Raw genomic sequence first — 16,589 nt, 5'->3', positions numbered from 1 at the left:
CGATATCAAAAGTCGCGGCAGTTGATATACGGCCGGGCGTGAATTCGCGCCGCGCATCCGGGATAGTGGCGAGGTGAGCGACGAGGGTGACGACCCGTACCTGTGGCTGGAGGACCTGGACGGTGGCGACGCCGCCGGGTGGGTGCGGGAGCGCAACGCGGCGACCGTCGCGGCGGTGACCGGCGGCGAGGGTTTCGCCGGCCTGCGCGCGGAGATCCGGCAGGTGCTCGACGCCGACGACCGGATTCCCTATCCGGGCTGGCGCGGGGACGGCTTCTGGTACAACTTCTGGACCGACGCGGCCCACCCGCGCGGCATCTGGCGACGGACCACCCTGGAGCAGTACCGGCGGCCGGAGCCCGAGTGGGACGTGCTGCTCGACGTGGACGCCCTCGCCGCCGCCGAGGGCGAGAACTGGGTCTGGCAGACGGTGACCGTGCTGCGCCCCGGCTACCGCCGGGCCCTGGTCAGCCTCTCCCGGGGCGGGGCCGACGCCGTCGTGGTGCGGGAGTTCGACCTGGACCGCCGCGCCTTCGTCGAGGACGGCTTCACGCTGCCCGAGGCGAAGACCGACGTCTGCTGGATCGACGTCGACCACATCTTCGTCGGCACCGACTTCGGGCCCGGCTCGCTCACCACGTCCGGCTATCCGCGCGTGGTCAGGCGCTGGCGGCGCGGCACCCCCCTGACGGCGGCCGAGATCGTGTACGAGGGGCAGGCGGACGACGTCGCCGTCTACGCCTCGCACGACCCGACGCCCGGGTTCGAGCGCGACTTCGTGGGCCGCAGCCTCGACTTCTACCGGACCGAGAACCACCTGCTGACCGGGGCGGGGGAGCGGATCCGGCTCGCCGTCCCCGAGGACGCCGGGTGGGACGCGCACCGGGAGTGGCTGCTGATCCGGCTGCGTTCCCCGTGGACGGTCGACGGGGTGACCCATCCGGCGGGCGCGCTGCTGGCGGCCAGCTTCGACGACTTCCTCGCCGGTGGACGGGAGTTGACGGTGCTGTTCCGCCCTGACGAGCGGACGGCCCTGAGCGGGCACGTCTGGACCCGGAACAAGCTGATCCTCGCCACCCTCGCCGACGTGAAGAGCAAGCTGGAGGTGCTGACCCCGGGCGGGGCCGAGTGGCACCGGGAGCCGCTGGCCGGGGTACCCGAGTTCGACCACAGCGAGGTCATCGAGACCGACCCGGACCACGACGACGCGTACCTGCTCAGCTCCGAGGGTTTCCTGGAACCGGCGACGCTGCGGCTCGGGCAGATCGGCGGCGAGGTCGAGACGCTCAAGCGGCAGCCGGCGTTCTTCGAGGCCGACGGCCTGGCCGTACGCCAGTTCTTCGCCACCTCCGCCGACGGCACCCGGGTGCCGTACTTCGTGGCGGGGGAGCCCGGCGCGACCGGGCCGACCCTGCTGAACGGGTACGGCGGCTACGAGATCTCGCTGACCCCGCACTACAGCGGGGTCATCGGCCGGGGCTGGCTGGCCCGCGGTGGCACGTACGTGGTGGCGAACATCCGGGGCGGCGGCGAGTACGGCCCCCGGTGGCACCGCGCCGCGCTGCGGGAGAACCGACCCCGGGCGTACGAGGACTTCGCGGCGGTCGCCGCCGACCTGGTGACCCGCGGCATCACCACGCCCGAGCGGCTGGGCATCGAGGGCGGCAGCAACGGCGGGCTGCTGATGGGAGTGATGCTCACCCGCTACCCGGCGCTCTTCGGCGCGGTCGTGGCGCACGTGCCCGTGCTGGACATGCGGCGCTACCATCGGCTGCTGGCCGGCGCCTCCTGGATGGCCGAGTACGGCGACCCCGACCGGCCGGAGGACTGGGCCTTCCTGCGGGAGTACTCGCCGTACCACAACGTGCGCGGTGGGGAGGCGTACCCGCCGGTCCTGCTGGTCACCTCGACCCGCGACGACCGGGTGCACCCGGCGCACGCCCGGAAGATGGCGGCCCGACTGCGCGAGCACGGCCACGACGTGTCGTACTACGAGAACCTCGAGGGTGGTCACGGCGCGGCGGCCAACAACGAGCAGCGCGCCTTCGTCTGGGCGCTCACGCTGGAGTTCCTGTGGCAGAAGCTGGCACAGGCCGGCGCCCTGCCGCGCCAGGTTGCGCCGGACGCGACCGAGCGGGCCGGCCGCAGCACCTGACGGGGACCGAACTGGAAGGTGCTGCAAGCGCAGGCCACGCTGAGCCGACGTCCTAAACCCTCCCTCGTCGGCTCTGGACGCCCCACGACCTGCACGCCTCCCGTTGCCTCTCCCAGAACTGGGTGCTGGTCACTTGATCTACGGCCCGCGTTTTCTCGCCGAGGGGGTCGGGGAGTTGGTTGACCCGGAAGTACCCAGCACCGGGAAAGTTCTTACGTGGGCCAGCGACGTGCACCACCAGCGAGTCCAGCGGCGGCAGGCCTTTGTCGACGCACAAATGGTGAAACGCTGCCATGAACTCTGTGACGAGGTGCGACTCGCCGCCCATGTGGAGGTACTGAGGCGCTGGCAGCCCGGCGGCATCGAAGACTCGCGAGTAGGAGATCGTCTGACCACGATCTTCCGCGCCGTTATGCACCACAAACCTTATCGCCGCTTCCACCTGCGCTGGCGTGAATTCGTGGGAGGCGCTCATGCCAGTGAACCTATCGATGCTTTCGAGTCGACGGAAGTGGGAACTTTGCTCCATCTGCGAGCCGCTGAAGCATCGGCCTCACGTGGATGGCCAGCAGCGTCGGCAGGCTCCCTTGCCGCGATGGCGAGCGTCGGCGGCGCTGATGGCCTCGACCTCGTTGATGGTCCGGCCCTTCTCTTCCGCCTGCCGTACTCCCTGGCGGTAGCCGGGACAGTCGGTGTTCCGATGGAAAGTTCGCCCTCCTGTAGTGACGACGCCGATTGTCCCGTCCGGTGGCCATGGGTTGTCGAGTTGGACCGGCACGGCCCGCGCATCACGGTTCAGTTGCCCTCTGTGCATGCTGTTGTGTCTCTCAATATGACTAGTGGGTGATTCACTCGCGGAAGTCGGGCGGCGTCGAGCCCTCAGCCATCGCCAGAGTGGCTCCCGGCCTGGAATGGGCGGCGCCCCTGCGGGGCGAACTTTCCCTTGGCTTAGTTAAGCATCGACAGAGAGAGCATGCATCCGTCCGCCGAGGTCACGACGCTTAGTTCCTCCTGAGGTCGGCTCCGCGACCGGCCTGCCCTGAAGGCGTAGGAGTTTCGCCCTGGTCGGCCCTCCGTGTAAAGAGCGCGGCGTCGTTCAAAATCGGCCTCAGTGTCACCGGACATGGAGAGAAATCCTTCGGCTACACCTGTCCGCACGCTCAGGTAACGACCACCGAGGTTGATCAGGGAGGTCTCGCACCGGAATGAGGTCTCGTTGACATCAACCACATCAACGATGTCCAGCGCGTTGGCGGCTTGACGGTCTGCTTCGAACAGCGGCCCTGCTGGTTCTGGGGGTAAGCCAGCGAAGGCAAAAAGGCGCGCTCGATCGAGATCTTGAGCCTCACGTACCACCTCGTCGCGGCTGACGGGCGTGGCGAGGGCATCCTCCGAAACCCAGTCCCCGCTCTCAGGCTCGTTGTAGCCTGGCCTTACCCCGGCTTCCTCCATGGCGAAGGCTGCCGCAATTTCTCCCCTGGTTTCGTCATCAGGCTCGCCGACCTCCAAGGCAAAGCCCTTGATCCTCCGGCCAGCCAAGCAGGCACCAATCACGATCCGGCGCATGCTGGCACCCGGGACGGCCTTTGGTACAAGAACCTGCTGCACGCCACGGGCCAGTTGCAGGATGGTCATCCGTCGTCCTGAACTGTTGCCCTTGGCTTCCAGCACGACAACATCGGTCAAGTCTCTGCCGCGCATGTTGTACCAGAAGTAGTCCGGCTTGTGGGAGCCCAGGCCCTCCATTGCGGGACCAAGGACGGCGTCGTAGTTCACCGCGTCCGCATCGACCACTCGGGCGGGCTCGGTGAGTATCAGTTGCTCCACCAGATCCGTGGCGATGGCGATCCCGAAGTGCTCGGAGAAGAGCGAACGCTGATGGTTCCGGACCTGACTGGTCAGTGCCGAAAGCCTAAGATCCGGCCGAGCCTCCGCAAACGCCCACAGGTAACGGATGATGGCCCAGCGACTGGCAGTGCGGAGCGCGGTAAGCCCGGGCAGCCCGGCTGCACCTGCCTGATGAAGACCCGGCAGTGCGCTCGTCGTCTTGCCCAGACCGAGTAGCAACTCCATAGGGCGGACACTGCGGCTAGTTAGCTCATCCTCCAGTTCGGGCACCGGACGGATGTCCACCATGCGCCCTGTCTTGTGGAAAACCGCATCCTTGACCAGGTCCGCGAGCTTCCAGCTTGACTCGACCTCATAGGTCCCAGGTGTTGACAGTGCAGGCGGTTGACCGCCCACAGAGGATGAGAACGCCACCCACGAATGCTGCCACCCAGAAACGTCGCTGCACAGGCCGAATCAGGGTCGATGATCAGACATTCAACACCGCGAGGAGCCCGAAGCGCGATCTGGACGCGGTCCCACGCACGGGCTAACGCCCAGTGACCCCGGATGCTAGTGACCGAGCGTCCCCTGCTTGACGCTCCCGACGAAAAGTGACCAAGCCTTCGGCCCGAAGGTCAACACAGGGCCGGTCGGATTCTTGCTGTCGCGCAGCCCGACGACGCCGGGGAGGTTGTCGGCGACCTCGACGCAGTCGCCGGAGCCGTTGCTGCGGGTGCTCTTGCGCCAGGTCACCGGGGCCTGGTTGACCTCTTCCACCCGCGCCGTCCTCTCATAGCTCGTCGATCGCCCCCTGGATCAGGTCGCGCGACTTGCGGGCGCCGGCCGCCGTGGCGACCAGGTGCTCGAAGACGCGGCTGTACTCCCTGACCTGTTGGCCTTCGAGATAGAGGCTACCCGCGCGGGTTTCGACGTAGACGACCCCCGGATCGGCCGGCTCGGGGAAGGTCAGCACGCTGAAGGCACTGCCCATGGACCCGTACTCGCCGGCACCGAAGGTCAGGATCTGGACGGTCCGGCCCGGTCGGTCGGCCTCCTCGATCAGCCGCCGCAACTGGGCCTGGAACGCCTCGGCACCGCCGACCGGCCGCCGCAGGGCTGCCTCGTCCAGCACCACCCAGAGCTTCGGCGGGGTGTCGGTGTCCTGGCGGCGCATCCGCAGCTCGACCCGTCGGTCGACCTCCTCGCTGGGCGCGTCTGGATGCTCGGCACGAATCACCGCACGGGCGTAGTCGGCCGTCTGGAGCAGGCCGGGGATCAGTTGTGGCTGGAAGGCGCGGATCTCCGAGGCCTCGGCCTCCAGTCCGACGTAGACCTCGAACCAGTCCGGCAGCACGTCGTCGTAGGCCTGCCACCAGCCGCGCTTGCGGGCGTCCCGAGCCACCTGGACGAGTGCGTCGACCTCGTCTCCCTCGACGCCGTACAGCTCGAGGAGCCCACGGGCGACCGGCGGCATGACGGAGACCTGGGCGTTCTCGATGCGGCTGATCGCCGACTTCGAGATGCCCACCTCCTTGGCGGCCTGGTCGGCGGTCATGCCGGTCTGCTCGCGAAGGCGACGGAGCGCGGCGGCCAGGCGGCGACGTCGGACGGTCGGACTTCCAGTCATGGGCGTCAGTCTGACGTAACCGGACGCGCTTCGCAACGACACAGTCCCTAATCGGGAGTTGCATAAAGAGCCCAATGCGATGCACGATGAGTGAGGCCACGGATCGTATGAGTAGCGGAGGGTGCTCACCTTCGTGCCCTGCTCAACTGGCCCTGCTGACGTACTGCTGAATGAAGGCTGCGGTGGCAGGTGCCGGGGTGGGTCCGCCGGTGCGGGCGGGCCGGCGGGCCCGCCCTTCCACATTTCCATCTCGACGGAGAGGCAGGTCCTGTCATGCGCGTCTTCCTCCGGCGTGCCCGGCGTCGCCAACGGTCGGTCCTCGGGCCGACCTGCTACCGCGCGGCGACCTATCATCCGCTGCGCCCCTGGCAGGTGCGCGAGCGATGGTTCCGGCCCACTCCGCTCGGCCGGCGTGGACTCGACCCACAGGAGGTGCGGGAGTTCCTCGACTGGGTCGCCGGCGATCTGGCGATCGTCTACGACGCGCTCGCGCAAAGCCGGCGGGAGACCGACCGGATCAAGGACGCGTTGCGCCGCTGGCAGTCCGAGCAGGCCCGTACCCGCGCCGAGCGGAGTCAGGGACGGTGACCGAGCGCTGGGTCATCCACCTGCCCGTGGTCGTCAGCGACCTGGTCTCCGCCCAGCGGCTCGCCCGGGTGGTGGCGCACTGGACGCACGTCCTGCCGCAGACCGAACCGGGGGGCACCACCGTCTCGCTGGAGGACGAGCAGAACGTACGTCACTGGGTGTTCTGCGACCGGCTGCTGCCCGGTGGGCAGCGCTGTCTGCTGCGGCCCGACCACGACGGCGAGTGCTCCCGGCGGTTCCGGCTGCGGTGAGGAGGCTCCAACGTCCCCGGTGGGGGAGGGGCTCGCTCTCGTGGGGGAGGTGCGGCCTCCTGGTGGCGCGGCTGGGGCGCCGCGGCGAGCGTGCGCCCGCCTACGCTGGCTGGATGCTGGGTGGCTGGGTGGCCGGCTGTGTGATGCTCATCGGCCCCAGCGGCTTCCTGCTGGGCTTCGTCCCGGCCGGGCTGCTCATCACCGAAGACCTGCTGGCCCGCCGCAGGGCGGGGGCGCTCGAGTCGCCAGGGCGCTCGGCGGGCCGCCCTGCTTCCTGACCGCCCTGCTACAGCCGGGCCGTGTCCACCTGCTGCCCGAGCAGTACCGCGCCGGCCAGCTCCACGATGTCCGGCCCGACCATGGCGTGCTGGGTGGCGACGTGCACGTCGCGGAAGTGCCGCTGCAACGGGCTGCTCGCGTACACCGAGGTGCCGCCGCCCGCCTGGTAGGCGAGGTCCACGGCGGCGGCGGCCGAACCGGCCGCGTTCGCCGCCGCCAGTCGGAGCCGGGCCCGCTGCTCCAGGGTGACGGGGTCGCCGGCGAGTGCCGTCTGCCAGCACTCGGCCACCGTGGCCCGCAGCAGGTGCCAGCCGCCGCCGAGCAGCATCTCGGCGCGGGCGACCGCGGTCCGGACGGCCGGCCTGCCGGCGATCGTGCCGCCCTGGCCGGGAATCGGCTTCTCCCGCGCCAGCCGGCCGATCTCGTCCACGGCGGCGCGGGCGATGCCGAGCGCGGCGGCACCGACCCCGAGCGACAGGTAGCTGAAGACCGGGAAGGCGTAGAGCGCCCCGGGTCGCGGCGGCACCGGCCCGAACAGCGAGAACGACCGGTTGGCCGGCACTAGCACGTCTCGTGCCTCCACGTCGTCGCTGCCGGTGGCGCGCAGCCCGGCGACCTGCCAGGTGTCGTGCGACAACACCTCGGCCGCCGGCACGACGAGGTGCCGGAGAACCGGCCGGCCGCCCGGCCCGGACTCGCCGGCCAGCACGGCGCCCAGCACCAACCAGGTGGCGTGCCGGCTGGCGCTGGCGAACGCCCACCGACCGGTGAGACGGTATCCGTCGTCCACCGGTCGGGCCCGGCCGAGCGGGGCGGCCACCCCGGCGATCAGGAACCCGGGGTCGGCGAGCAGGTCGGCGGCCACCTGTTCGTCGAGATGGCCGAGTGTCACGCTGGTGGCGGCGGCGATCATCGCGCACCAGCCGACTGATCCGTCGGCCCGGGCCAGGTCGTGCACGATCGTACAGAGGGTCAGCGGGTCGGCCTCCAGTCCGCCGGCTGACCGGGGCGCGGCGAGCCGGAACACGCCCAGCTCGGCCAGCCGGCCGAGAAGCGGCTCGGGCAGCCGACCGGCCTGCTCGATGGCGGCGGCGTCCGTGCGGACCTGCCTCGCCAGCGCGGCCACCGATTCCACGAGGGATGAGGACGACATGTTCGTCAGCCTAGGTTGACCGGCCCCTGGGTGGCTGTCCCCCGAAGGGGCAGGCCATTGACGACCATCTCATGGACGGATATCCATGTATGGGTCGCCATCCACCTCTCGGTCACCGCCATGAGTCGGTGGCCGGGACGCGCAGAGGAGCCCCACGTGAACCCACGTACCTTCCGGCACGCCGCCCTGTCGATCGGCGTCGCGGCCGTCACCCTGGCGGCGACGGTCACCGGTCCGGCGTACGCCGGGCCCGTCGCGTCCGCACCGGCTGCCGTCGCCGGCGGCCCGGTGTTCACCGTCCTCGACGGGGTGGCCCACCGGCTGGCGGTCGCCGACCGGTCCACCGTGGCGCGACTGCGCACCGCTGCCGCGAGCGGCCCCGTCGACCTGCTCACCGCCGACGCCGGGGGTCGCCTCGCCGGTGACCTCCGGGCCGCCAACCAGCGGCTGCTGACCGCCAAGGGCCTACCGAGCGGCACCGGTTCACTGCTGCGGCTGCGGCTGGCCCACCCGGACATGCGGGCCGCCCTGGCCCGTGGCGAGGCGCCGCTGGTGGCCGCCGCCCCGACCGACGACTCGGTGACGAGCGTGCGGGCCTACGACCGGGCCGGCCGGACCGTGCTGCTGGACGCGGTCCGCCTGCCGCGCCGACCGGTGCTGGTGGTCGAGGTGGACGCCGAGCGGGCGCTCTCCGCCGGGCTGACGGTGATGCGCCGGGAGTTGGACGCGCGGGGCATCGGCCAGGCCGTCCCGGCCCGGGCCGCCACTCAGGGAGCGACCGCCTCGGCCGGTTACTGGGCCACGAAGGTCGACGCGGTCCGGCTCAGCGACGACGAGGAGCCCTGGATCAAGGGCGCCGCCGAGATCTACGACGTGGTGGCCGGGTTCGGGCTGGACGGCAGGGCCAAGGTCGACCTGGTGCAGATGCCGTACCTGGACAACGACGGGACGACCTACTACCCGAACCAGCTCCTGGTGCACTTCTCGGCCTACAAGTACGACCTGGCCGACGTGGTGATGATGGAGGACGACGGGGACACCAACTATGCGTCGCTGGTCAAGGCGATCGCCGACGCGCTGCTGGTGATCGTGGACGGTGGCGCGTACACGCCGCTGGTCAACGCGGTCCTGGACGCCATCCCGACCTCCTGGTACACCGACGACCCCGACTTCGTGGACGCCTGGTACACCCTGAGCACCACCAGCAGCGGCCGCCTGTACGGCGCGCGCGCCAACGGCTGGCTGGACGTCTCCCCGTACTGGGTGTCACAGCTCTGACGCCCTTCCCGACACCCGAGGGAGGGACGCTTCCGGCGCCCCTCCCACACGCGCGCGACCGCCCGACGCCGCCCTGGCTTCCTCATCGATCATGGAGTCGTGGTGTGCGGAAAATGAGTTATGAGGGGTTTGCGAGCCGCCACACTTCCATGATCGGCGGGGTCGGGGTGGGGTGGGGATATAGCAGGGTGGGGGTGGGGGTGGGGGTTTTCCACAGGAGGGTGGGGTGTCCACAGGGCTGGGTGGCGGGGTTGGGGGATCTGGTGGGGGTGGTCAGGATCTGCGGGCATGACCGAAGAGCTGTGGGCGTACCGGGATCTGGTGAGCGCTGGTTGCTCGCGGGCGGCGGTTCGGCACGGGGTCGACTCGGGGCGGTTGCGGCGGGTGAGCAGAGGCGTCTATGTCGATGTCAAGTCCAGTGGCTGGTTCGTCGAGTTGAAGGCGATCCTGCTGCGTCTGCCGCCGGAGGCGGTGGTGGGTTTCCACACCGCTGCCCGGTTGCACGGCTTCGGCGACGTACCCCAGGATGCCGTCCATGTGATCGTGCCGACCGGCACGATCGTGCCCAGAATCAGCGGCGTGATCGCACACGAGTCCGTACTGCCGGTGCGCGAGCCCGTGCTCCTGTCGGGGCTGCCGACGGCGCCGGCTGCCCGGTGCGCGGTAGACCTCGCGCGCGGGCTGCGACGGACGGACGCCCTGCCGATCATCGACCTTGCCCTTCGCTCTGGCGCGTGCCGGCCGGACGACCTTCGTTCGGAGCTGCGGAAGCATGCGCGGCTGCGTGGCATCCGCCAGGCCCGCCAGTTGGTGCGCCTGGCCGACCCGCGGCCGGAGTGCCGGCAGGAGAGCCAACTCCGGCTCTTGATCATCGATGCTGGCCTGCCGGCGCCGGAGCCGCAGATCTGGGTGCCTGACGCCTTCGGCGTGCCGATCTACCGGCTCGACCTCGGCTACCGGGGCCGTCGGATCGGCATCGAGTACGACGGTGCCTCTCACCTCACCCGCGACCGCCTGCGCGCCGACCGATCCCGCATGAACTGGCTCTCCTCCCAAGGCTGGACCATGCGCCACTACACCGACCGCGACCTCTACACCCGCCCCACCCACATCGCCACCGATCTCCGCGCCCTCCTCACCCGCCGCTGACCCGCCAACGCCGTCGATCATGGACTTTCGGCTCCCGTTATGACCGACAGGTCGGACCCGCCACCCACCACGACTTCATGATCGGCGGCGGGGGCGGCGGGGGCGGCGGGGGCGGCGGGGGCGGCGGGGGCTGACAAATGTCATGGCCGGAAGGTGACGCGCGCTCCGGGGAGCGGAGCGCCGCGCGCCGCAAGGTAATGGCATGACGAACATGGCGCCGGCCGTCGAGTTGGCCGGACTCACCAAGACCTTCGGCCCGGTGACCGCCGTCGACGGGCTCGACCTGCGGATCGCGCCGGGGGAGGTGGTGGCCTTCCTCGGGCCCAATGGTGCCGGGAAGACCACCACCGTGGACATGCTGCTCGGCCTGGCCCGGCCGGACGCCGGCACCGTGCGGCTCTTCGGTGGCACGCCGACCGATGCCGTCCGGCACGGTCGGGTGGCGGCCGTGATGCAGACCGGCGGCCTGCTCAAGGACCTCACCGTCGCCGAGACGGTACGGATGACCGCGCAGTTCTACGGGCAGGCCCGGCCGGTCGGCGAGGTGCTGGCGCGGGCCGGGATCGCCGACCTCGCCGACCGGCCGGTGGGGAAGTGCTCCGGCGGCCAGCAGCAGCGGCTGCGCTTCGCCCTGGCCCTGCTGCCCGACCCGGACCTGATGGTGCTGGACGAGCCGACCACCGGCATGGACGTGGAGGGGCGGCGCGAGTTCTGGCAGGCCATCCGGGCCGACGCGCGGGCCGGCCGGACCATCCTCTTCGCCACCCACTACCTGGACGAGGCCGACGCGTACGCGGACCGGATCGTGCTGGTCCGGCAGGGCCGGGTGGTCGCCGACGGCACCACCGCCGAGATCAAGAACCTGGCCGCCGGCCGCGTCGTCCGGGCCACCCTGCCGGGCGCGGACCAGGCCGTGCTCGCCGCGCTGCCCGGCGTCCGGGCGGTCGAGGTACGCGGCGACGCGGTGCTCGTCCGCACCGACGACTCGGACGAGGTGGCCCGGCACCTGCTGACCCGCACCGCCGCCCGGGACGTGGAGATCACCTCCCGCAACCTGGAGGACGCCTTCCTCGCCCTGACCACCGACACCACCCCGGCCGACGCCGGCACCCCGACCACCGGCGGCGCCGACCGCCGTACCGCGCAGACCCTCGGAGCCTGAGATGACCCTCGCCGCCTCGCCCGTCACCGCACCGGCCGCCGACCGCCGGCCGCCCGCCCTGGGCGGGTTCTCCCTCACCGTGCTCGGCATCGAGATCCGCCGGGTGCTGCGCAACCGCCGGACGCTGATGTTCATCCTGGTCATGCCGGCCGTCTTCTTCCTGCTGTTCGGCCTGCCGCAGAAGGGGCAGAACCTCGACAACGGCCTGCCGGTGATGGGCTGGATCATGATCAGCCTCGCCGTCTACGCGGCCATGGTCGCCACCACCAGCGCCGGCGCGGCCGTCGCCACCGAACGGGCGTTGGGCTGGAGCCGGCAGCTGCGGCTGACCCCGTTGCACCCGGCCGCGTACGTGGCGACGAAACTCGCCACCGCGATGGTGCTCGGCCTGCTCGGGGTGGTGGTCGAGTTCGCCGTCGGCGCCGCCGCCGGGGTCCGGCTGCCGGCGCACATCTGGCTGGAGTCCGGCCTCACCGCCTGGATCGGCTCGCTGGTCTTCGCCGCCCTCGGCCTCTTCGTCGGCTACCTCGCCCCGGCCGAGAACGTCATGCAGTTCATGGGACCGGCGCTGGCCATCCTGGCCATGCTCGGTGGTCTCTTCATCCCGCTGGAGATGCTGCCGCACGTGATGCAGCAGATCGCGAAGTTCACCCCCGTGTACGGCGTCGGCCAGCTCGCCCGCGCCCCGCTGACCGGGGACGGCGTGGACTGGGCCGCGGTCGGCAACGTGGCCGCGTGGACCGCCTGCTTCGGCCTCGGCGCGGCCCGGCTGTTCCGCCGGGACACCACCCGCGTCTGACTCGTCGGTCGGAGGGTTAGCGTGGGCGCCATGCGCGTGCTGCCGGTCGACCCGCAGCCGGTGAGCCGTCGTTGGCGGCTCACCGGCTGGCTGCTGGCCGCGATCTGGCTGGTCTTCCTCAACGTCGCCCTGAGCCGCGCCCTGGCCCAGGAGGAGCTGTGGCGGCGGGTGTTGGGCGTGGGCAGCCTGGTCGCCTTCGGTGTCGGCTACATCCTCGCGTTCGAGTGGGGCCGGCTGATGCGGCGTGCCGGGCGGCCCATCCCACGGCGTCGGGCCTGGACGATCCTCGGTGTGCTGGTGGCCCTCGGGCTGGCCGGCATACCGGCCACCGGGGGCGAGTGGATGAGCACCCTGGTCTTCGTCTGCGCCGCCGCGATCTTCCTGCTGCCGATCCGGCCGGCCCTCGTCGTGGTGGCGCTGGCCGTGCTGACGCCGCTCGTGCTGGGCCGGCTGGTGCCCGGCTGGGGGTCGGAGAACGGCATCGTCTTCGCGGTGCTGCTGGCGTCGCTCGCGATGTTCGGGGTGAGCCGGCTGGCCCAGCGCAACGCCGAGCTCCAGGCCGCCCAGCAGGAGATCCACCGGCTGGCGGTGGCCGAGGAACGCGCCCGGACCGCTCGGGACCTGCACGACATCCTCGGTCACTCGCTGACCGTGGTGGCGGTCAAGGCGGAGCTGGCCGGGCGGCTGCTGGAGCTGGACCCGGCGCGGGCGGCCACCGAGATCGCCGACGTGGAACGTCTGGCCCGGCAGGCGCTCGCCGACGTGCGGGGCACCGTCGGGGCGTACCGGGGGGTGAGTCTCGGCGTGGAGCTGGCCGGCGCCCGGACGGCCCTGGCCGCGGCGGGCATCGCGGCGGACCTGCCGGACGCGGTGCCGGAGCTGCCGGTGGAGCGGGACGAACTGTTCGGCTGGACGGTACGGGAAGGGGTGACCAACGTGGTCCGGCACAGCGGGGCGCGGCGCTGCGAGATCCGGGTGGGAACCGACCACGTGGAGGTCTGCGACGACGGGCGGGGCCCGGCCGGGGAACCGGGCGGGGACGGGCACGGGCTGGTCGGGCTGCGCGAGCGGGCCCGCCGGTTGGACGCCACCGTGTCGGTGGGCCGCCGCCCGGACGGCCGCGGGTTCCTGCTCCGCGTCGCCGTGCCGGAGGTGCGCCGGTGACCGGCCGGGGACCGGCGGCCGACGCCGGTGGGCCGGACGGAACGATCCGGCTGCTGCTCGCCGACGACCAGGCCCTGGTCCGGGGCGCCCTGGCGGCGCTGCTCTCGCTGGAGCCGGACCTGACGGTGGTGGCCGAGGTGGGGCGGGGTGACGAGGTGGTCGGCGAGGCCCGCCGGACCGCGCCGGACGTGGCCCTGCTCGACGTGGAGATGCCGGGGCTGGACGGGATCGCCGCGACCGCCGCGCTGCGGGCCGCCGTGCCCGGCTGCCGGGTGCTGGTGGTCACCACCTTCGGCCGGCCCGGCTACCTGCGCCGGGCGATGGAGGCCGGCGCGAACGGCTTCGTGGTCAAGGACACCCCGGCCCGGCAGCTCGCCGACGCGGTCCGCCGGGTGCACGCCGGGTTGCGGGTGGTCGACCCGACGCTGGCGGCGGAGACCCTGGCCACCGGGCGGAGCCCGTTGACCGAGCGGGAGACCGAGGTGCTGCGGACCGCCCGGGCCGGCGGCACGGTGGCCGACCTGGCGGCGACGCTGCACCTGTCCGAGGGGACGGTACGCAACCACCTCTCCGCGGCGATCGGCAAGACCGGTGCCCGGAACCGGGCCGACGCGGTCCGGATCGCCGAGGAGAGCGGCTGGCTGCTCGGGCAGTGACCGTCAGCCGGTGGTGGGCGGCGCCTGGTCGACGACGACCACGGCGGTGCCCGGCCGGATCTTCTCGAGCAGTCTCTGCTGCCCGCTGCGGGTCAGCCGGATGCAGCCGTTCGTGACGTCCTCGCCGAGGGTGTCGTCGTCGTGCCAGGTGTGCACGCCGATGTGGGCGCCGCGCAGGCCGGTCGGCACGGCGTCCGGGTCGTCGGGGACCGCGCCGAGGGCGAAGATGTCGACCCCGCCGTACACCGCCTCGGGCGGGGGCGTGCGGCCGAGGACGAAGGTGCGTCCGAGCGGGGTGGACTGGCCGGGCATGCCGAGGCTGACCCGCCACGACGCCACCGGGTGGCCGTCGCGCCACCAGGTGAGCCGGTGCGGCCGGCGTTCCACCACGAGCTGGTCGCGCAGCCGGACGGTGGTCCAGCCGCCCGCCGGCAGCCAGGCGATCCGGCGGTTGGCCGAGGGGAGCAGCACGGCGGTCCAGCCGACCCGACGGGCCACCACCGGCATGGTCAGCGCCACGTCGCTGATGGTCGGGGCGAGGAAGGCCAGCGGCCGGCCGCCGGGTGCGTCGTAGGCGGCGACCCGCGTGGTCGGCGTGAGCCCCTCGGTGAGCGGCGTGGTGTCGTGCGGGTCGGTGTCGGTGGGGAAGCCGGCCGGCGCCGGGTCGTAGTCCACCACCGGCAGGTCGTCCGGCGCGGGCGCCGCGGCGGGCACCGGCTCGTCCGGGGTCGGGGTCGCCGTGGCGGCGGGGTCGGGCACCGCCCGGATCGGAGAGGGTGCCGGGTGCCGGGTGAGGGCCGGGCCGACCAGCAGCACGGTCGCCAGCAGCAGGGGTACGCCGATCGCGGCGCCCAGCCAGCCGAGCGCCCACCGCGAGGTCAACCTGGCAAAAGTCACAAAAGGACTGTAATGGAAAGGTGGCCCCCGGCTCCGCGAAAGGCGGTGCCGGGGGCCCTCCGGTTCGGGTCCGGGCCGGTCGGATCTGCGCCGGCCGGGCCGGGTCAGGGCAGCTTCGCCCCGATGTGGATGGCGACCGCGTCGTGGGCGTTGATGTTCGCCGCGAACCAGCCGCTGGAGTCGACGGTGATCACCGGCCCGCTGCACGAGCCGTTGCTGTAGTCGCCGTGGATCACGTCGCAGTAGCGGCCGGCGGGCAGCCCGGTGTAGTACGACCGGCCGGTGATCGCGGAGTCCTCGTCGTTGATGGTGAGGAAGCCCTTGCCGGCCCGGCTGAAGGCGATGTGCTGGTAGCCGTTGTCGTACCAGTTGGCCACGGCCGCGCCCTGGGTGGCGTTGTTGAAGCCGACCATGTTGGCGATGACCCGCCAGCGGTGCTCGCACTCCCAGCCCGAGTAGCAGGTGGTGTTGCTGACCTTGTTGCTGGCGTCCGAGGGCGGACCCTGGTCCTTGTTGCTGAAGGTGTAGCTGGACATCACCGCCGGGGTGCCGTACGGCCAGGCCAGCATGAAGGCGTTGGCCAGCGCGTACTCGCCGCCGTTGCGGTAGGTCATCACCCCGCCGTCGCGCTGGGTGTCGTGGTTGTCGGTGAACACCACCGCCTGGCTGCCGGGCAGGTAGCCCCAGGACTCGCCGAAGTTCTTCAGGTACGCCAGCCGCTCGCTGTTGAACATCCGGGCGAGGTCCTTGCCGTAGCGGAACTCGTGGACGTCGCCGTTGCCGGTGTACTCGGTCGGCTGGATCGGCTCACCGGCGCCGTAGATGACCTCCTGCACGATGTACGCCGAGCGGGAGAGCTTGCCCTTGATCGCGGCGATGTCGGCGGCCGGCATGTGCTTGCTGGCGTCCAGCCGGAACCCGTCCACACCGAGCGAGAGCAGGTCGTTCATGTACCCGGCGATCTTCGACCGGACGTAGTCCGACTCGGTCTTGAGGTCGGAGAGGTTGACCAGCTCGCAGTTCTGCACCTCGTACCGGTCGCCGTAGTTGACGATGTCGTTGGTGCCGTTGCGACCGCAGTAGTGGAAGTCGGCGGAGCCGTAGGTGCCCGGGTAGTTGTAGTGGCCGTAGCTGGTGCCGGCCCAGCCGGTGCCGCCGTTGTCCTGGCCGGACATGTGGTTGATGACGGTGTCCACGATGACCTTCACGCCGGCGTTGTGGCAGGTGGTCACCATCGACTGGAACTGGGCCCGGGTGCCCATCCGGGACTCGATCCGGTAGCTGACCGGCTGGTACGCCACCCACCAGGGAGCGGCGTTGACGTGCTCCTGGGGCGGGGAGACCTGGACGTAGCCGTAGCCCTTCGGGCCGAGCGTGTTGGTGCACTCGCTGGCCACCGACGGCCAGTTCCACTCGAAGAGCTGGACGATGACCTTCTTGCTGCCGGACGTCGCCGCGGAGGCCGGGGGAGCCGCCACAGTGGCCGGTACGAGCAGGCTGGCGAGCACGCCGAGGGCGAGAATCGCCGAGCGGCATCGACGTCGATGCATCGGTACTCCTGAGGGTGCGGGGGACGGGGGTGGTGGTGCGACGTGGGGGAG

Annotated in this window: 17 protein-coding genes; 10 read left to right on the top strand and 7 right to left on the bottom strand. The window is 71.4% G+C overall.

Annotated features, from left to right (window positions below; translation table 11 throughout):
• The first annotated feature begins 73 nt into the window (after window positions 1-73).
• Window positions 74-2,155, top strand: a complete 2,082-nt coding sequence (locus MRQ36_RS33830) for a prolyl oligopeptidase family protein (RefSeq protein ID WP_242793413.1) — start codon at window positions 74-76, stop codon at window positions 2,153-2,155.
• Window positions 2,156-2,207: 52 nt separating this feature from the next.
• On the opposite strand, the gene MRQ36_RS05555 is transcribed toward MRQ36_RS33830, so the two are convergent.
• From MRQ36_RS05555 to MRQ36_RS05540, 4 genes are all read right to left on the bottom strand, one after another.
• A complete protein-coding gene (locus MRQ36_RS05555; protein WP_242793411.1) occupies window positions 2,208-2,630 on the bottom strand; it encodes a hypothetical protein in 423 nt (140 codons plus the stop codon).
• 473 nt (window positions 2,631-3,103) lie between these two features.
• Window positions 3,104-4,417, bottom strand: coding sequence for a hypothetical protein (locus MRQ36_RS05550; RefSeq protein WP_242793409.1), 1,314 nt, complete (start codon window positions 4,415-4,417; stop codon window positions 3,104-3,106).
• Between the two features lie 138 nt (window positions 4,418-4,555).
• Complete coding sequence (locus MRQ36_RS05545; RefSeq protein WP_242793407.1) at window positions 4,556-4,762, bottom strand: DUF397 domain-containing protein; 207 nt, start codon at window positions 4,760-4,762, stop codon at window positions 4,556-4,558.
• A 13-nt stretch (window positions 4,763-4,775) separates the two neighbouring features.
• Entirely contained in the window at window positions 4,776-5,612 is an 837-nt protein-coding gene (locus tag MRQ36_RS05540) for a helix-turn-helix transcriptional regulator (RefSeq protein ID WP_242793405.1), read from the bottom strand.
• Window positions 5,613-5,885: 273 nt separating this feature from the next.
• Between MRQ36_RS05540 and MRQ36_RS05535 the strand changes: the two genes are divergently transcribed.
• From MRQ36_RS05535 to MRQ36_RS05525, 3 genes are all read left to right on the top strand, one after another.
• Window positions 5,886-6,200: a DivIVA domain-containing protein gene (locus tag MRQ36_RS05535; RefSeq protein ID WP_242793398.1), complete on the top strand. Its 315-nt coding sequence runs from the start codon at window positions 5,886-5,888 to the stop codon at window positions 6,198-6,200.
• Complete coding sequence (locus MRQ36_RS05530; RefSeq protein ID WP_242793397.1) at window positions 6,197-6,451, top strand: hypothetical protein; 255 nt, start codon at window positions 6,197-6,199, stop codon at window positions 6,449-6,451. The genes MRQ36_RS05535 and MRQ36_RS05530 overlap by 4 nt, the downstream gene beginning before the upstream one ends.
• Window positions 6,452-6,564: 113 nt before the next feature.
• Window positions 6,565-6,729, top strand: coding sequence for a hypothetical protein (locus tag MRQ36_RS05525; RefSeq protein WP_242793395.1), 165 nt, complete (start codon window positions 6,565-6,567; stop codon window positions 6,727-6,729).
• Between the two features lie 8 nt (window positions 6,730-6,737).
• On the opposite strand, the gene MRQ36_RS05520 is transcribed toward MRQ36_RS05525, so the two are convergent.
• The gene (locus tag MRQ36_RS05520; RefSeq protein WP_242793393.1) at window positions 6,738-7,883 is read right to left on the bottom strand and encodes an acyl-CoA dehydrogenase family protein; all 1,146 of its coding nucleotides are present in this window, start codon (window positions 7,881-7,883) and stop codon (window positions 6,738-6,740) included.
• Window positions 7,884-8,039: 156 nt separating this feature from the next.
• Between MRQ36_RS05520 and MRQ36_RS05515 the strand changes: the two genes are divergently transcribed.
• The 6 genes from MRQ36_RS05515 to MRQ36_RS05490 all read left to right on the top strand — a co-directional run bounded on the left by MRQ36_RS05515 (window position 8,040) and on the right by MRQ36_RS05490 (window position 14,091).
• A complete protein-coding gene (locus MRQ36_RS05515) occupies window positions 8,040-9,161 on the top strand; it encodes a DUF3103 family protein (RefSeq protein WP_242793391.1) in 1,122 nt (373 codons plus the stop codon).
• Window positions 9,162-9,449: 288 nt separating this feature from the next.
• Window positions 9,450-10,310: a type IV toxin-antitoxin system AbiEi family antitoxin domain-containing protein gene (locus MRQ36_RS05510; protein ID WP_242793389.1), complete on the top strand. Its 861-nt coding sequence runs from the start codon at window positions 9,450-9,452 to the stop codon at window positions 10,308-10,310.
• Between the two features lie 202 nt (window positions 10,311-10,512).
• Window positions 10,513-11,472 (top strand): ABC transporter ATP-binding protein, encoded by a 960-nt coding sequence (locus tag MRQ36_RS05505; RefSeq protein ID WP_242793387.1) that lies wholly within the window; start codon window positions 10,513-10,515, stop codon window positions 11,470-11,472.
• A 1-nt stretch (window position 11,473) separates the two neighbouring features.
• Complete coding sequence (locus MRQ36_RS05500) at window positions 11,474-12,271, top strand: ABC transporter permease (protein WP_242793385.1); 798 nt, start codon at window positions 11,474-11,476, stop codon at window positions 12,269-12,271.
• 30 nt (window positions 12,272-12,301) lie between these two features.
• Window positions 12,302-13,435, top strand: coding sequence for a sensor histidine kinase (locus MRQ36_RS05495; RefSeq protein WP_242793383.1), 1,134 nt, complete (start codon window positions 12,302-12,304; stop codon window positions 13,433-13,435).
• Complete coding sequence (locus MRQ36_RS05490; RefSeq protein WP_242793381.1) at window positions 13,432-14,091, top strand: response regulator transcription factor; 660 nt, start codon at window positions 13,432-13,434, stop codon at window positions 14,089-14,091. The genes MRQ36_RS05495 and MRQ36_RS05490 overlap by 4 nt, the downstream gene beginning before the upstream one ends.
• A 3-nt stretch (window positions 14,092-14,094) precedes the next feature.
• Here the strand turns inward: MRQ36_RS05490 and MRQ36_RS05485 are convergent, their stop codons facing one another.
• On the bottom strand, window positions 14,095-14,988 hold the full coding sequence (locus tag MRQ36_RS05485) for a L,D-transpeptidase (protein WP_242793379.1): 894 nt from the start codon (window positions 14,986-14,988) through the stop codon (window positions 14,095-14,097).
• A gap of 104 nt (window positions 14,989-15,092) precedes the next feature.
• On the bottom strand, window positions 15,093-16,538 hold the full coding sequence (locus tag MRQ36_RS05480; protein ID WP_242793377.1) for an alpha-amylase family protein: 1,446 nt from the start codon (window positions 16,536-16,538) through the stop codon (window positions 15,093-15,095).
• Between the last annotated feature and the right edge of the window lie 51 nt (window positions 16,539-16,589).

This window comes from Micromonospora sp. R77, from assembly GCF_022747945.1.
In the GTDB taxonomy this organism is placed as follows: Bacteria; Actinomycetota; Actinomycetes; order Mycobacteriales; family Micromonosporaceae; genus Micromonospora.
This window is presented reverse-complemented; position numbering and strand designations above follow the sequence as displayed.